The organism is Corynebacterium sp. HMSC29G08 (assembly GCF_001806875.1).
GTDB lineage: Bacteria > Actinomycetota > Actinomycetes > Mycobacteriales > Mycobacteriaceae > Corynebacterium.
This window is the reverse complement of record NZ_KV786211.1, coordinates 127,965-143,580: the sequence shown is the minus strand read 5'-3', so window position 1 is coordinate 143,580 and position 15,616 is coordinate 127,965. Positions and strand designations below refer to the sequence as shown.

Annotated in this window: 14 protein-coding genes and 1 pseudogene; 3 read left to right on the top strand and 12 right to left on the bottom strand. The window is 60.4% G+C overall.

Going from position 1 to position 15,616, the window contains the following annotated elements:
* The 4 genes and pseudogenes from HMPREF3101_RS01815 to HMPREF3101_RS01805 form a co-directional block, all read right to left on the bottom strand.
* On the bottom strand, positions 1-1,491 hold the full coding sequence (locus HMPREF3101_RS01815; protein WP_070462209.1) for an RsmB/NOP family class I SAM-dependent RNA methyltransferase: 1,491 nt from the start codon (positions 1,489-1,491) through the stop codon (positions 1-3).
* A complete protein-coding gene (fmt, locus tag HMPREF3101_RS01810) occupies positions 1,488-2,411 on the bottom strand; it encodes a methionyl-tRNA formyltransferase (RefSeq protein ID WP_070462208.1) in 924 nt (307 codons plus the stop codon). Before fmt ends, HMPREF3101_RS01815 begins: the two co-directional genes overlap by 4 nt.
* 30 nt (positions 2,412-2,441) lie before the next feature.
* Positions 2,442-2,561 (bottom strand): annotated as a pseudogene (locus HMPREF3101_RS11845) (peptide deformylase); the annotation flags it as partial.
* A 66-nt stretch (positions 2,562-2,627) separates the two neighbouring features.
* A complete protein-coding gene (locus tag HMPREF3101_RS01805; RefSeq protein ID WP_070462207.1) occupies positions 2,628-4,622 on the bottom strand; it encodes a primosomal protein N' in 1,995 nt (664 codons plus the stop codon).
* A gap of 115 nt (positions 4,623-4,737) precedes the next feature.
* On the opposite strand from HMPREF3101_RS01805, the gene HMPREF3101_RS01800 reads away from it, so the two are divergent.
* The 3 genes from HMPREF3101_RS01800 to HMPREF3101_RS01790 are packed head-to-tail and all read left to right on the top strand — an operon-like array spanning position 4,738 to position 6,917.
* Positions 4,738-5,643, top strand: a complete 906-nt coding sequence (locus tag HMPREF3101_RS01800) for a polysaccharide deacetylase family protein (protein ID WP_070462206.1) — start codon at positions 4,738-4,740, stop codon at positions 5,641-5,643.
* 22 nt (positions 5,644-5,665) lie between these two features.
* Entirely contained in the window at positions 5,666-6,025 is a 360-nt protein-coding gene (locus HMPREF3101_RS01795) for a hypothetical protein (protein ID WP_070462205.1), read from the top strand.
* Positions 6,026-6,053: 28 nt separating this feature from the next.
* Positions 6,054-6,917: a hypothetical protein gene (locus HMPREF3101_RS01790; protein ID WP_070462204.1), complete on the top strand. Its 864-nt coding sequence runs from the start codon at positions 6,054-6,056 to the stop codon at positions 6,915-6,917.
* Here the strand turns inward: HMPREF3101_RS01790 and metK are convergent.
* The 8 genes from metK to HMPREF3101_RS01750 all read right to left on the bottom strand — a co-directional run bounded on the left by metK (position 6,914) and on the right by HMPREF3101_RS01750 (position 15,612).
* Positions 6,914-8,140: a methionine adenosyltransferase gene (gene metK / locus HMPREF3101_RS01785; protein ID WP_070462203.1), complete on the bottom strand. Its 1,227-nt coding sequence runs from the start codon at positions 8,138-8,140 to the stop codon at positions 6,914-6,916. The two genes, HMPREF3101_RS01790 and metK, sit on opposite strands and share 4 nt — an antisense overlap.
* Before the next feature lie 56 nt (positions 8,141-8,196).
* Positions 8,197-9,405 (bottom strand): bifunctional phosphopantothenoylcysteine decarboxylase/phosphopantothenate--cysteine ligase CoaBC, encoded by a 1,209-nt coding sequence (gene coaBC / locus HMPREF3101_RS01780; RefSeq protein WP_070462352.1) that lies wholly within the window; start codon positions 9,403-9,405, stop codon positions 8,197-8,199.
* 85 nt (positions 9,406-9,490) lie between these two features.
* The gene (gene rpoZ / locus HMPREF3101_RS01775; protein WP_052204135.1) at positions 9,491-9,796 is read right to left on the bottom strand and encodes a DNA-directed RNA polymerase subunit omega; all 306 of its coding nucleotides are present in this window, start codon (positions 9,794-9,796) and stop codon (positions 9,491-9,493) included.
* An 8-nt stretch (positions 9,797-9,804) separates the two neighbouring features.
* On the bottom strand, positions 9,805-10,386 hold the full coding sequence (gene gmk, locus HMPREF3101_RS01770; RefSeq protein ID WP_070462351.1) for a guanylate kinase: 582 nt from the start codon (positions 10,384-10,386) through the stop codon (positions 9,805-9,807).
* Between the two features lie 24 nt (positions 10,387-10,410).
* Positions 10,411-10,731 (bottom strand): integration host factor, actinobacterial type, encoded by a 321-nt coding sequence (gene mihF / locus HMPREF3101_RS01765; protein ID WP_070462202.1) that lies wholly within the window; start codon positions 10,729-10,731, stop codon positions 10,411-10,413.
* Positions 10,732-10,982: 251 nt separating this feature from the next.
* Complete coding sequence (gene pyrF / locus HMPREF3101_RS01760; protein ID WP_070462201.1) at positions 10,983-11,804, bottom strand: orotidine-5'-phosphate decarboxylase; 822 nt, start codon at positions 11,802-11,804, stop codon at positions 10,983-10,985.
* Positions 11,791-15,171, bottom strand: a complete 3,381-nt coding sequence (carB, locus tag HMPREF3101_RS01755; RefSeq protein ID WP_070462200.1) for a carbamoyl-phosphate synthase large subunit — start codon at positions 15,169-15,171, stop codon at positions 11,791-11,793. The genes pyrF and carB overlap by 14 nt, the downstream gene beginning before the upstream one ends.
* Positions 15,172-15,612, bottom strand: coding sequence for a carbamoyl-phosphate synthase domain-containing protein (locus HMPREF3101_RS01750; RefSeq protein ID WP_070462199.1), 441 nt, complete (start codon positions 15,610-15,612; stop codon positions 15,172-15,174).
* Between the last annotated feature and the right edge of the window lie 4 nt (positions 15,613-15,616).

The window sequence follows — 15,616 nt, the reverse complement described above, 5'->3', positions numbered from 1 at the left end:
CTAGGGTAGCTTGCGCAACACCGCGAAAAACATGGCATCGGTGCCGTGTCGGTGCGGCCACATCTGCACGCTCGGGCCCTCGCCGACATTGTCCATGGCGTACGGGCGAGCATCGAGCTCCTCCACTTTGCCAAGAGCCTTTTGCTTATCGACGATCCCCCGCGTCTCTCTCACATCCGGACTGCACGTGGAGTACACAATCACACCACCCGGCTTCGCCAGATTAACCGCAGACGCCAACAGTTCAGCCTGCAGGGTGTTCAGCTCGGCGATATCGTCTTCCGCTTTCACCCAACGGGCTTCCGGGCGACGACGTAGCGCACCAAGGCCCGAACACGGGGCATCGACCAGTACCCGGTCATAGCTGCCGGCTTCCAGCCCCGGGTCGCGACCATCTGCAACTTTCACCGTCACCGGCAGGTTGCCAACCGCCTTGCGAATCAGCTCAGCGCGGTGAGGGGCGACCTCGATTGCGTCAACGTGCGCACCGTCAATCGCGGCAATCGCGCCGGTCAGCGCCGCTTTGCCGCCCGGGCCTGCACACAAATCAAGCCAGCGGCCTTGATCGTTGTCCACAGGCACTTCCGCCAGCGCGCGGGCGATGAGTTGCGAGCCTTCGTCCTGCACACCCGCAAGACCGTCGCGGACCTCCTGCAGCTGGCCCGGGTCACCCTCTTCCAAGTAGACGGCGTACGGCGAGTACTTGCCCTGGCTTCCGCCGGTGGTCAGCGCCAATTCTTCAGCGGTGATCTCGCCTGGGCGCGCAACTAGGTGCACGATTGGGCGCTCCGAATCCGCCTTCAGCGCAGCGTCCAGCTCAGTATCGGCCGCCTCCCCCAACGCGGCTTCAAAGCTTTTTACAATCCACTCCGGATGCGCATGGTTGCGGTCAAACTTGGCCAGCCACTCCTGAACCGGAGTGCGGGTGATGGAGCGCAGCACACCGTTGGCAAAGCCCTTCGCTTTCTCCTGGTTCGCGGCCTCCACCAGGCGAACCGAGGTATCCACCGCCGCGTGGTTTTCCACGCGTGTGTAGAGCACCTGGTAGGCGCCAAGGCGAAGCGCTGCCAACACCTCAGGGTTAATCTGATCGAGTGGGCGCGAGGAGTTCGCACCAATGACCGCATCCAACACACCCATGGTGCGTAGGGTGCCGTAGGTCAGCTCCGTGGCAAAGGCGGCGTCGCGGCCAGTAATCTTGCGCTCACGCAGCAGGCCGGGCAGCGTGAGGTTGGCAAATGCGCCGTCACGGGTCACGCGCAACACCGTTTCAAACGCTGCTTCACGCGGCGCATCACCGATAGACGCTGGGCGGGATTTCACGCTGTAGCGCTGCCTACCAGTGCCTTCCGGACTCGGCTCCTGTTTCTGTTGCTGTTGCTGTTTCTGTTGACGCTGCAATTTTTGCTGCTTTTGTTGCTCTGCAAACCCAGTAGGCCGCTTCGGCTCCTGCCTGCGCCCCGCAGCACGGGAGCGAAATCCGCCGCTCACTCGAACACCACCTGCTCATCTGCGCGAAGACCGCGCGCCCAGTCAGCCGCGTTCATCATTTTCTTTCCTGGAGGCTGGATGCGCGTCAATATTAGGTCCGCAGTGCCAGTGCCTACGCGTACCTCCTTCTTGGTAGCCGCAACCTCCCCCGGTGCCAGCGAGTCCGTATCTGAAGGCACTACCGGCTCCACCTTGACCCGCTGCCCACCGAGCGTGGTCCACGCACCGGGCGCAGACGTGTAGGCGCGGATAGCGCGATCGATCTCCTCAGCGGTGTGCGCCCAGTTGATACGCGCATCATCCACCATGATCTTGGCGGCGTAGCTGGCCTCGCCCTTTTGAGGACGCGGAGTAATCGTGCCGTTTTCAAGCCCGTCCATAGTCTCCACCAAAGTTGCGGCGCCGCGGCGTGCAAGGCGAGCAAGCAGCGCGTCAGACGTATCGTCCGACGCAATCTCATCCGGTAGCACGTTGAGGATTTCGCCGGTGTCCAAGCCCTGGTCGATACGGAAAACCGTCGCCCCCGTTTCTGTCTCACCGCCTAAAATCGAGTGCTGTACGGGTGCTGCGCCACGCCACTGCGGCAGAAGCGAAAAGTGCAGGTTCACCCAGCCGTGCTGAGCGATGTCCAGCATGTCCTCTGGAATCAGGTTGCCGTAGGCCACAACCGGGATGCAGTCAGGTGCAAGCTCGCGCAAACGCTGGCGGATCTCTTCGTTGTCCTTCAGCGTGACCGGGGTAAGCACCTCAATGCCATGTTCCAGTGCGAGCTCTTTGACCGGCGAGGGGTGCAGCGTGCGGCCACGGCCTTTCCTCGCATCCGGTCGGGTGAGCACCGCAACCACCTCGTGCTGCGATTCGATCAGCTGCCTCAACGACTCCACCGCAGGCTCCGGCGTGCCGGCAAATACCAAGCGCATCTCTTGCCTTTCTCTTTCTCTAACCTGCTTTTATGACCATTCAGCGGCGCGAATCTCAGCCATTGCGGCCGCGCATACTGCCGGTTGCATACGTGTAAGGAACAGTACCCCGTCTAGGTGATCGCTCTCGTGCTGGACGCAGCGACTGATAGCGCGGGGTCTGATAGCACGGGGTCTCCCAACAAACGAACAGGGCGGTGTACCATGCGCTTCAACTTATCCGATGTTGATCGGATTGACCTGCACCCTCAACGGCAGGTCCGCCCGGCGGGCACCACGGCTCACCAAACCTGCGCGAAGCGCGATCCCCAACGCGTTTCGCCCAGCCAGCGGCGCGCGCACCAGCATCCGCTGCGCTGGCCCAAACTGGGCAACGTCCCACTCGCCCGGCAAATGCTCGCCAGGCGGCAGGTCCACGGGCCCAAGCAACTCGGCATGGGCGGGCAGGTCCAGATTGTTGAAGAAGTCGTCGAGGGCGGCCCGCGGGGCGTCGACAAGCGCAATGTGCACTGCGGGCGGGAAGCGGGCGTCGCGACGCTGCGCAAGCTCAAGGGCAGCAAACCCAGGCATATCCCAGCGGATCAGGTGCTGCACCGCAGGCAGGGCGGGATCTGCAACCACCACCACTTCCCCTTCGTGGCGCACAAGGGTGGCAGCCGCAGCCCAGCGAGCAAACGCATCCTCCACAGCGCGCAGATCCGGGCGCTGCAACAGGGCCCACGTATCCAGCAACACCGCAGCACCGTAACCTGCGCGCGGCTCCGCGCCAGGCGTAGCCACCACAATCGCCGCCTTGTCTGGCACAGTGTCGCGCACCTTCTCGCCCCAGGAGGTGACCACCCGGTACTTGGCAAATGCGCGTCCCAACTCTTCGGCAGTGCGTTCCGTACCCACCACCACGGCACGCACCTTGCGCGATCCGCACGACGGGCACACATGCTGCGCATCTATTCGCCCACACCAGCGACATGTCGGCGCCGCTGCCTCACCACTCGACGGCAATCCAAGCGGGCCCATACACCAACGGCACCTCGACGGTGTGCGACACGTGCCACACGCCAACGTTTGGATATACCCCGTGCGCGGCACCTGGAACAGCACCGGCTGGTCGCGCTCCAACGCCCGTGCCGCGGCTTGAAAGGCCACCGACGGCAGTCGCGCCTGGCGTGCACGCGGGTCGCGCTCCAGCTCAAAATCAGAATCGCCCGCTGCATGAATACGTGGCATCCGCGCACGCAACGCCTCACGGGGAGCCACCAGGCTGTGCATCCAACCGCTCTCCACCAACAGCTGCGTCTCCGCGGTACGAGTATGCCCGCCAATGATCAATGACGCATGCTCGATCCCCGAGCGCGTTGTCAACACCTCACGCGCATGAAAATAGGGCTCGCGGGGATCAACCAGCGAATCATCCCCGTCAAACATCACCACCATCAGCCGCAAATTCTGCATCGGCGCAAATGCCGCCGAACGCGTGCCCACTACAATCCGCGCCTGCCCATGGATAACAGACAGATACCGCGAGTAGCGCGCCTGCGGGCCTTGGGACGCCGTCAGCGTTGTCACCTGCTTCGCCGACACTAACTCCCGCAACGCCGCCTCAACCAAGTCCACATCACGCTGATCCGGCACCACCACCAGCGCAGAGAAACCCTCAAGCGCCACCTTCACCACAAGCGCCGCAACAGCTGCCGCCCAATCATCCCCCGGCGCCACCTGCCAGGCGGCACGCGCCACCGCGCCGCCCAACACCGCATCCACAAAGGACTCACCGAACTCATAGGCACTCCACGCCGACAAATCCGGCTCCTGCGCCTGTCCCAACTCCGGCCACGGTGTGGAGGTATCCGTCTCCTCGGCCTTCGCGTGGCGCGCCGGGATCGCAGCACGGTAGAGGTCCGAGCGGGTGGCGCCGTAGCGGTTGGCAAGGGCGTCGATAAGCAAACGAAGCTCCCTGGGAGCCACTACCTCCGGAGAGATGACCCGCTCGATGAACCGCAACTTGCCCTCATGTGTGGAGGTGGAGGCACGTTCCAACACCAGCGCATCCACCAGGCGGCCGGCGAAGCGGATGCGCACCTTGACTCCCGGGCGCACGGACGCCGAATCAGCCTCAGAAACCAGGTAATCAAATTCCCTGTCCAGGTGCGCCAAACCAAGCAGCGGCAACACCCGAACCACGGGCTGGGAGACGGCTTGGTTTTGTGACATGCTGTGAAATTCTAATGAATCTCAAGCACTGCCTCCGATTGGCTATCAGTAGGTTGCAGGCGCATACTCGTGAGCGATAGAAATCGTTAGTTATCCCTATGAGTTTGCCCTAAAGATGAATCGTGTTTCGCGCGCCGTTGCGGCTGCATTGTGCTGCCTGGCCCTTGTTGTACCTACCGCTGAGATCCAGGCTTCGGCCTCCTCGTTCGATGCCCTGTCCTCTGGGGCGAGCGATTTAGGTGTGCGCAGTTCACAGGCGGTTAACAACGCATGGCGGCAAGGCTTCAACGCCCTACCCCCACAGGTACGCAATGCGATTCCGAACGAGCTTCGCCCGTACGAACCAGCTCTGCCTTCGTACCCAGTGCCCCCTGCGGAACCGGAACGTGAAAGCACCCAGGAGCCGAAACCTGCGCCGGATTCCTGTGCCAATTGCGTGGCGTTGACCTTTGATGACGGCCCAGCCCCCGAGACCGAGCGACTGCTGGACATCCTGGATAAGAAGAACGTCAAAGCGTCCTTTTTCGTGATGGGTAACAACGCCCGCAAATATCCAGCAACCATGCAACGCATCCGCAATGGCGGCCACACCATTGGCAACCACACCGCGGACCACCGCGAGCTGCCACGTTTATCTCACAACGGCATCAACCACCAGCTCGACCGGGCAAATGCGGCCATCAACGACACCACTGGCCAATCCCCTCGATGGTTGCGCCCACCCTACGGCGAGTATGACGCGCGCGTGACCGCTGCGGCTCAAAGCCGCGGCATGGCTGTCGCGCTGTGGAACGTAGACACGCTTGACTGGAAGCACCGCAACGCGACCAAGACGTGCGCGGTTGCCGTGCAGAATTCGCGCCCAGGCTCTGTGGTGTTGATGCATGACATCCACGGCCCCACAGTGGACGCAGTGCCGTGCGTGATTGATGGCCTGCGCGCCAAGGGGCTGCGCCCTGTCTCGCTGGACCAGATGATTACTTCGCCCCAGGCGGGTCGCGTGTACTCGCAGCACCCGTAGAGTGCCCAATAGACTGTGACGCATGGCTGAAACTGAGGAACAAACACGCCGCGGCTGGCTTAAAGCCATGCCGTATCTCCTTCTTGCAGCGTATATCGTGGTTCCACTCGCGCTCATTCCTGCTGCCGGCAGCAGCGCGCCCGCGGCCATGATTGCGTTTCTCTTTGGCACTGCAGGGCTTGTTTCGCTTATCGACGCCACGTTGTTCCGCCCCACGTATTCCATCCCCTTACTGTGCGGGGTTGGCTTTTGGCTTGCCAAGGTGCTCTACCTCAACGAGGGAACCTTTGTGTATGGCATTGGTTGCGTTGTCATCGCTGGACTGTGCAGCTGGCTCGGTGGCGTGATCGGTGGCCGCGTAAGCGCTGGCGCCAAAAAGTAGCGCCAAAAGTAGCCAGGAAAGGACACCTGTGGAAACCTGGAGCCTCAACCATCCCGAACACGGCCTGATCGAAGTGCGTATAGGCTACGATACCGAGTTTTTGGAAACCGACCCCTCGTGGCCAGGTGAGCTGCCAGAGCGATTCGTCGAGCATCCCGAATTGATCAAGCACATACCCGCAAACGGCAGCGTGGCAGAACGACTGCGTGCGGGATTTGGCAGGCCGCCGACGCGGCTGGAAGTCCGCGTTAACGGTGAGGTGCAAACACAGTACGAGGAGCTAGATTCCGGGCGAATCCCTCTATTCGGCCAAGGCCCTAAAGATGCACTGAAAATAATGACGCACTTCGGCGTTGACCGCGCGAAACCGCATCTCAACCTCACTTTCAACATATTCAAAGAACTGCTGGAGGTGGATTACCGCGAGGGCAAAACCGTAGTGGAGTTTGATCCGCCGGAAGGATCGCGGGGCGCGCGCCGCCGCCAAGCTATGGAATCCAGCAACATCAAGCGCACCTTCTTCCCCATCGCACAGGGCATCGGAAAAGGTGGTTGGGCGCTGGCTGTGTTGCTGCTTCCGCCTGTCATCGGGCGTTTTCTTGCTTGGATTGCGCAGCACCTGCCAGATATTGATCTGCCGGACTTCACCCTGCCGCAGATCCGGCTACCCCACGTTGACTTGCCAGTACCACAGCTTCCACAGGTGAGGTTGCCAACGCCGAATATTGCCTTGCCGGACCTGCCGGACCTGCCCTACTGGGTGGCTTGGCTTTTGGAGTACTCGAAAATCTGGGTCCCCGTACTCATCGGCATTGTCATCGGCGTCGTCGCGTTACGCAACAAGAAGAAGTCCGACGCCGAAAAAGCGAAGTGGGAGGAGCAGGAGTCCTAGATTCCCGCTGCGCGCTTGAGCTCCTCAACCTTGTCTAGGCGCTCCCACGGGAGGTCAATATCCGTACGTCCAAAGTGGCCATAGGTTGCCGTCTGAGCGTAGATCGGGCGAAGCAGGTCGAGCTCCTGAATGATCGCATCTGGGCGCAGGTCAAAGACCTTCTGTACAGCCTGTTGAATGGACTCACTGCTCTGTCCGTCAACCGCCGTACCAAAGGTTTCCACGTACAAGCCCACCGGGTTCGCGCGGCCAATAGCGTAGGCCACCTGGACCTCAACGCGCTTGGCCAAGCCTGCGGCGACAATGTTCTTTGCAACCCAGCGCATGGCATAAGCCGCGGAGCGGTCCACCTTTGAGGGATCTTTGCCGGAAAACGCGCCGCCACCGTGACGAGCCATGCCGCCATAGGTATCCACAATGATCTTGCGGCCAGTCAATCCCGCATCACCCATCGGGCCACCCAGGACGAAAGATCCGGACGGGTTAACCAAAAGCTTCGTGTCTTCGTTGTAGAAGGCGCCCAGATCAGCGTCTTCAACTACCCACTCAAGCACGTGTTTACGCATTGCCGCGGCAAGCTCATCGCCAGTGAAGTCCGGGTCGTGCTGGGTGGAAATCACCACGGTATCCAAGTGCACCGGGGTCTCCCCGTCATAAGCAAAGGTGACCTGAGTCTTACCGTCCGGGCGAAGCCCGCTCACAATGCCTTTGTGGCGCACCTGAGCCAGGCGGCGGCTCAAGTGGTGTGCCGTAGCGATTGGCAGCGGCATATACTCCGGAGTTTCATCCGTTGCGTAGCCAAACATCAGGCCTTGGTCGCCTGCACCGGACTGCGCAAGCTCCTCCTTGGAGGCGTGCTCACGCACCTCCTGGGACGTGGTCACTCCCGCGGAGATTTCCTCCGACTGATCACCAATTGCAACATTGACACCACAGGTGTGTCCGTCAAAGCCAACCTCAGAGGAAGTAAAGCCGATCTCCACCAGGCGGTCACGCACAATCTTGGCAATGTTGGAATAGGCGCTGGTTCGCACCTCTCCCACCACGTGGACCTGTCCGGTGGTCACGAGGGTTTCAACCGCTACGCGCGACTTCGGGTCTTGGGCAAGCATGTCATCCAAGATGGCATCCGAGATAGAGTCGCAGATCTTATCGGGGTGGCCTTCAGTCACGGACTCACTGGTGAAGAGGCGGTGGAACGTTCCCTCGTGCTGTTCAGACATGCCCAACACACTAGACCAAGCGGTCTAAGTTGGCAAAGCTGGGCGGTCCATTAATTTCAGTAGGCCTCAATCGCATTCCAAATTGCTACCGCCACCTCGTGCTTTGAGCCCTGCGCCACTTCGGTTTGTGAGCCATCAGCGCCAAGAATCCAACCCTCATTGTGGGACTCACCGAACACTTTGCCGCCCGTGACCGCATTGACCATCAGCAGATCCGCACCCTTGCGCTTGAGCTTCGCACGCCCAAACTCCAATGGGTTATCGGTCTCAGCGGCAAATCCAACAATGACAGCGTCCGTCTCGCCCGCCTGGCGGCGCTCAACCAGCCCACGCAGCACATCGGGATTTTCCACCAAGTGCAGCGTGGACAGCGAGTCATCGGCTTGGCCCTTCTTCAGCTTGCTCGTCGCTTCCTGCTCCGGGCGATAATCAGCAACGGCGGCGGCCATGATCACCACGTCCGCCTGCGCAGCGTGTTCGTTCATGGCTTCCTCCAGCTCTCTAGTTGAACGCACGCGCACAACCTCGGCACCGGCAGGCGTATCCAACGCATCAGTATTGGCAGCAATAATGGTGACGTCGGCTCCGCGGTGCACCGCAACGTCTGCAAGCGCAAAGCCCTGCTTGCCCGAGGAACGGTTACCAATGAAACGCACCGGGTCAATATTCTCCTGCGTACCGCCGGCACTAATCAGTACGCGCTTGCCCTCCAGGCTGCGCGTAATCGGGCCGGTTGCTAACACCGTGCGCGCAAGCTGCGCAATCTGCACAGGCTCCAGCATCCGCCCTGGGCCAGTGTCCTTACCAGTTAGCCTGCCGTGTGCCGGCTCCAACACCGTCACCCCTCGGCGACGCAGCGTTGCCACATTCTCCTGTGTGGCCGGGTTAAGCCACATCTCCGTGTGCATCGCAGGCGCCAACACAACGGGACACGTTGCTACCAGCACCGTCGAAGTCAACAGATCATCAGCACGCCCCGCAGCTAGGCGCGCAATCAAGTCAGCCGTTGCGGGAGCAATGACAATCAGGCCAGCCTCCTGACCAATGCGAACGTGCTGGACCTCATCTACGCGGCTAAACACCTCAGTGTCAACAGGGTTTCCAGACAGCGCCTCAAGCGTTGCGGCACCCACAAAGCGTAGCGCGTTCTGTGTCGGCACCACCTTCACGTTGTCCCCAGTCTCCGTGAACTCTCGAATCAGCCCGACTGCCTTGTAGGCCGCGATGCCACCAGCAATACCGATCACTACGTTGCTTTTGCTCATAGGCTCAAAGTCTACGCAACGCAAAAACCGCACACCTGCCAGCATATGGCGAAGTGCGCGGCTACAGAACCTTGTGTGCGAAAGCTTAGTTGCCCTCTTCGTGCTCCAGAAGACCCGCCTGGATCTCACGCAGTGCGATGGAAAGCGGCTTCTCACCTGGCTCCGGGTTGACCAGGGGGCCGATGAACTCGAACACACCCTCATCAGAGTTCTGGTAGAAGCTGTTGATCTGGCGAGCACGCTTGGCCGCAAAGATGACCAATGCGTACTTCGACGAAACCTTGGTCAGCAGCTCATCGATCGGAGGAGCCGTGATGCCCTCCGGTTCGTCGTACACACGCTCCGCAGACGCGGCGGCCGTGGTCGACAGCTCATCAGTGACGTTGCTCAACTCAACACCTACTCATTTGTTGTATCAGTCAAAAGGGCCGCAATGGCGGCAACTGCCCGGTCAACATCGTCGTTGACCACAATGGAGTCAAACTCATGCTGGGCATCAAGTTCGCCTCGGGCGGTTTCTAGTCGACGCTTAATCACGTCCTCAGTCTCAGTCCCACGACCAGTCAGACGCTCCACCAGCACTTCCCACGAAGGGGGTGCAAGGAACACTGTCTTCGCCTCAGGCATCAACCGCTTAATCTCACGCGCGCCAACCAGGTCGACTTCAGTCAACACCGGTCGCCCAGCCTCCAGTGCTTCACGCACAGGGCCAGCCGGCGTACCGGAACGCTGCAAACCGCCATGAATGTCGGCCCACTCCAGCATTTCACCGGCATCGATGCGCTCCTGGAAGTCAGTCGGAGAGACGAAGAAATAATCCCTGCCGTCGACCTCACCGGGGCGTGGGGCACGCGTGGTCATGGATACCGAAAAGTACAGATTCGGCACATCCGTAACAAGGCGCTGAACCACAGTGGATTTGCCCACTGCGGACGGGCCAGCCAGAACAATCAGCCGGCCACGCGCTGCATCATTCTTCACGGTATCCACGGGTGCGTAATTCTCTTACGCGTCGAAGCCGAAACGCTCGAGCAGAGCGCGACGCTGACGGTCACCAAGACCACGCAGGCGGCGGGTCTGAGCGATCTCCAGTTCCTCCATGATCTCGCGAGCCTTGACCTTGCCCACCTTCGGCATAGCCTCGAGCAGTGCGGAGACCTTGGTCTTGCCAATAATCTCGTCGGTGTCAGCCTTGTCCAGGACGTCCTTCAGGGTGATCTCGCCACGCTTGAGGGAAGCCTTCAGCTCTGCACGTGCCTTACGTGCCTCTGCAGCCTTCTCAAGGGCTGCCTTGCGCTGCTCCGGGGTCAACTCGGGAAGTGCCATGGGTCCTCCAAAATTTTATTCGTAGTTTCAACTGGTACAGTTGCTCAACTGTCCTCAGCGTTATTGCCGAGAAGCACTCTATACCCAGGTTGGGTAATTGCATCGTTGCAACTCGCCAGCTTCGGTCTAGTGTAGCACTGCATCACGTGCTGCCGTATTGACTTGGGTTTGCGGTTTAGCGCATTTAGCCATGTCAACGCATCGACGCCAATAAACTACCAGGGATTCTCCCTGGTAGTGAATTGCCCCTCCTAATTAGTGCGTTTCCCCAGCTCGACGGCCTGATTGCGCAGGTCATCGACTTTCGGCCCATGACGCAACACAGAGCGCGAAACGTTAGGAAACACCAGGTGTGCACGCGTACCGGCAATGCGGTCAACGTCCGCAAAGCTTGCTCCTTGCGCACCCACACCTGGCATCAGCACCGGAGCATTGAGGGATGCAAGGGCTGGAGGCTTATCCACGGTCGCGCCAACCACCACACCCACATCCCCCACTTGCCCACGGGAAGCGGCATCCGCGTTGAACTTCGCGCACTCATCAACCATGAACTGCGCAACGGTCACCCCACTGTTCAATGTGGAGGTCTGGAACCGCTCGGCCTCAGGGTTGGAGTTTGCTGACATCACGAACACGCCTTTGCCATGTTGCTGGGCAAGCTCAATCGCTGGGGCAAGCGATTCCACTCCGAGGTAGGGCGTCAATGTCATTGCGTCTGCCTCCAGGGGTGCGCCGGGTTCCAGCCATGCGGCGGCGTAGCCGGCCATGGTGGACCCAATGTCTCCGCGTTTGGCGTCTGCAATTGTGATCGTCCCAAGCTCACGCGTCGCTGCAAGGGTTTCCTCCAGCACGGCAAAGCCCTGTGCACCGAAACGCTCAAAGAACGCCACCTGGGGCTTGATCGCCGCTACGTGGCCGCCGAAGGCTTCCACACACGTCATGGCGAAGGTACGCAAGCCGTCGACAGTGTTTGCAAGTCCCCACTGCTCAAGCAGCGCTGCATGGGGGTCAATGCCGACGCACAGGCGCCCATGCGTGCGACCTGCCTCTACGAGACGGTTACCGAACCCCATTGCCAACCTTATGGTCGAGCTCCTGCAAGCTCATCACCGTGATCTCCTTGGCGCGCAGCGCCTCAATGCCCTGGACGGCGGCGGTTACGCCCTGCACAGTGGTCATGATCGGCACGCCCGCCGCTACGGCGGCTGCGCGGATGTCGTAGCCGTCATGGCGCGCACCAGCGGAGCCGGCCGGGGTGTTGAGCACCAGGTCAATCTCGCCGTCGGTGATGCGATCCACCACAGACTTACCCTCAGCGCCGCCGCGGACCTCGGAGGCCTTCAGAACGGTCTCGCACTCGATACCGTTGCGACGCAGCATCTGCGCCGTACCCTCCGTAGCCAAAACGCGAAACCCCATAGTGGACAGCCGCTGGATTGGGAAGATCAAGGTGCGCTTGTCGCGGTTAGCTACGGAGACGAACACCGTGCCCTCAACCGGTAGCGCACCAAAGGCTGCGGATTCCGCCTTGGCGTATGCCACACCGAAGGATGGAGCCAAGCCCATAACCTCGCCGGTAGATTTCATCTCTGGGCCCAGGATGGTGTCCAGAACTGCGCCTTCAGGCGTACGGAAGCGGCTAAACGGCAGCACTGCTTCCTTCACGGCGATCGGGTGCTCCAGCGGCAACGAACCACCGTCGTAATTCGACGGGATCAGGCCCTCCTCGCGCAGCTGTGCAATGGTTGCCCCCAGCATCACGCGGGCTGCTGCCTTCGCCAGGTGCACGCCCGTCGCCTTAGACACGAACGGCACGGTACGCGACGCACGCGGGTTCGCTTCGATGACGTAGAGGATGTCGTCTTTCAGCGCGAACTGCACGTTCATCAAGCCCTTTACGCCAATGCCGTGGGCAAGCGCCTCAGCGGAACGACGCACATTGGCAATGTCATCTGGGCCAAGCGTCATCGGCGGCAGCGCACACGCCGAGTCACCGGAGTGGATACCGGCCTCCTCGATGTGTTCCATCACGCCACCCAGGTAGACCTCGGTGCCGTCAGAGAGCACATCTACGTCAATTTCAATGGCGGAGTCCAAGAAGCGGTCCACCAGGACCGGGTGATCCGGGGACAGCTCCGTGGCGCGGTCAATGTAGTCGTGCAACGACACCTCGTCGTACACAATCTCCATGCCACGACCGCCCAATACGTAGGACGGGCGCACCAGCACGGGGTAGCCGATGTTGTTAGCAACCTCGCGTGCCTCCGCAAAGGAGGTCGCCGTGCCGTATGCCGGGGCAGGTAGGTTAGCCGCCTCAAGCACCTTGCCAAACTCACCACGGTCCTCAGCAGAGTCGATGGCCTCAGGGGTGGTGCCAACGACGGGCACGCCAGCGTCTGCAAGCTTCTGTGCAAGACCCAGCGGAGTCTGTCCACCAAGCTGGACAATCACACCCGCGACGGTGCCGCAGGCAGCCTCAGCGCGGTAGATCTCCATCACGTCTTCAAAAGTCAGCGGCTCGAAGTACAGACGGTCTGCGGTGTCGTAGTCAGTGGAAACGGTCTCCGGGTTGCAGTTGACCATGACCGTCTCGTAGCCAACGCGCGACAGCTCCAGCGCTGCGTGCACACAGGAGTAGTCAAACTCAATGCCCTGGCCAATTCGGTTCGGACCGGAGCCGAGGATGATAACCTTCTGCTTCTCGCCATCGCTCGAAGCAGAAGCTGAGGAAGCGGAAGAAGCAACGACCTCAGATTCCGCATCCGGATCCAGCTCATATGCGGAGTACAGGTACGGCACCTTTGCTTCGTGCATACCGGCGCAGGTATCAACCGTCTTAAATACCGGGTGGATGTTCAACGACCAACGCAGGGAACGCACACCGTCCTCCCCCGCAAGTTCCGGGCGAAGAACAGCAATCTGTGCGTCTGAAAGACCGAAGGCCTTCGCCTTACGCAGAAGATCCGCATCCAACACAGGCGCAGACTCAAGGTCCTTGCGGAAATCAATCAGGGTTTCCATCTCTCCCAAGAACCACGGGTCAATACCGGATGCGGCGTAGACCTCATCGGCGGTCGCACCCAAACGCAGCGCCAGCTCAGCGTCGTAAATGCGCTTGTCCGTCGGTACCTTCAGATCTTCCAGCACCGCGGCAACATCAGTTGCGCGCTCGCCTGCAAAATACTCATCCGGACGAGTCCAGAAACCGTTGGGCTTGTCCTCCATGGAACGCATGACCTTATTCAGGCCCTGGATGTAGTTGCGGCCAATACCCATGGCCTCACCCACGGCCTTCATGGAGGTACCCAACGTCTCATCAGAGCCCGGGAACTTCTCAAAGGCAAAGCGCGGCATCTTGACAATGATGTAGTCCAGCGTCGGCTCTTCAAGCGCCGTAATCGCCCCACCGGTCATGTCGTTAGAGATTTCATCCAACGTGTAGCCAATGGCCAGAAGGGTTGCCACTTTTGCAATCGGGTAGCCCGTTGCCTTGGACGCAAGCGCCGAGGAGCGCGACACGCGCGGGTTCATCTCGATTGTGATCAAACGGCCATCCTTCGGGTTGATGGCGAACTGGATGTTGCAACCACCCGTTTTCACACCAACCTCACGGATGATGGCCTTACCCTGCTCAATCAGGCGGGTGACCTCGGGTTCCGTAAGCGTCAACGCCGGAGCCACCGTCACGCTATCGCCGGTGTGTACACCCATGGCATCGACGTTCTCAATCGTGGCGATGGTAATGCAGTTATCCGCCTTATCGCGGATCAGCTCCAGCTCGATTTCCTTCCAACCAAGAATGGACTCCTCGATCAGCACATTCGCCTCAGGGCTGGCGGTCAAACCATCACCGGCGATACGGTGCAGGTCATCCATGTCGTAGGCCAGGCCAGAGCCCAATCCACCCATGGTGAACGACGGGCGCACCACACAGGGAAAACCGAGCTCGGCTACGGTCTCTTCGACTTCTTCCATGGTGTAGCAAACGCGGGAACGAGCGGACTCGCCGCCGATCTTTTGCACGATGTCCTTGAACTTCTGGCGGTCCTCACCACGCTCAATCGCATCGATGTCAGCACCAATCAGCTCCACACCGTGCTTGGCCAAAATACCCATGCGATCCAGTTTGATCGCGGTGTTCAGTGCAGTCTGGCCACCCAACGTTGGCAAAATTGCGTCAACCTTGTGTCCGGCTTCTGCCTCGCGCGCCAAAATCTTGTCAATGTACGCCGGTTCGATCGGCTCCACATAGGTGTGGTCCGCAAACTCCGGGTCCGTCATAATCGTCGCCGGGTTGGAGTTAACCAGCGTTACACGCAGGCCCTCATCCTTGAGCACGCGGCACGCCTGGGTACCCGAGTAGTCAAACTCACAGGCCTGACCAATGACGATCGGGCCAGAACCGATCACCATCACATGCTTGAGATCATCGCGCTTCATTTAGTTTTCCTCCTTGACTACGAGGGTGGCGACAACGCTTTCGTTGCCCATCTGAGACAGGTGTCGGACCAGTTTGCGGGTGTCCACCCCGTAGATACCGCTCATGCCTTGCGCGGTCATCTCTTCCTCCAAGGAGCGCACCGAGCGGAAGTTAGAAACTCGGGTGGTGAGATCCCTCACCACTACGGTCCCAACGGTGATGCGGCCTTCTGGGTTGGCTATGTCCTCATCGTTCCAACCAGCGTTGCCAACCTGCGGTGCAGCGAAGATGAGCACCTGCCCCTTGCGGGCCGGATCAGTCATTTCGCGCTGATAGGCGAACATGTTCGTGGTTACAGTGGCGGCGCCAGAGATCTCTGCGGTGGGTGTTGCGCCGAAGAGGTATCCGGGGAAAGACGTGCCGTCGGCAAGCAAAAGCTCTGCCTTCTTACGTGCGTTCATAATC

Coding starts and splice junctions, on each gene's coding strand:
- fmt (WP_070462208.1), bottom strand. CDS start 2,411: ATGCGCTTGGTATTTGCCGGCACGCCGGAGCCTGCGGTGGAGTCGTTG.
- HMPREF3101_RS01805 (WP_070462207.1), bottom strand. CDS start 4,622: ATGTCACAAAACCAAGCCGTCTCCCAGCCCGTGGTTCGGGTGTTGCCG.
- HMPREF3101_RS01800 (WP_070462206.1), top strand. CDS start 4,738: ATGAATCGTGTTTCGCGCGCCGTTGCGGCTGCATTGTGCTGCCTGGCC.
- HMPREF3101_RS01795 (WP_070462205.1), top strand. CDS start 5,666: ATGGCTGAAACTGAGGAACAAACACGCCGCGGCTGGCTTAAAGCCATG.
- metK (WP_070462203.1), bottom strand. CDS start 8,140: ATGTCTGAACAGCACGAGGGAACGTTCCACCGCCTCTTCACCAGTGAG.
- coaBC (WP_070462352.1), bottom strand. CDS start 9,405: ATGAGCAAAAGCAACGTAGTGATCGGTATTGCTGGTGGCATCGCGGCC.
- mihF (WP_070462202.1), bottom strand. CDS start 10,731: ATGGCACTTCCCGAGTTGACCCCGGAGCAGCGCAAGGCAGCCCTTGAG.
- pyrF (WP_070462201.1), bottom strand. CDS start 11,804: ATGGGGTTCGGTAACCGTCTCGTAGAGGCAGGTCGCACGCATGGGCGC.
- carB (WP_070462200.1), bottom strand. CDS start 15,171: ATGAAGCGCGATGATCTCAAGCATGTGATGGTGATCGGTTCTGGCCCG.
- HMPREF3101_RS01750 (WP_070462199.1), bottom strand. CDS start 15,612: ATGAACGCACGTAAGAAGGCAGAGCTTTTGCTTGCCGACGGCACGTCT.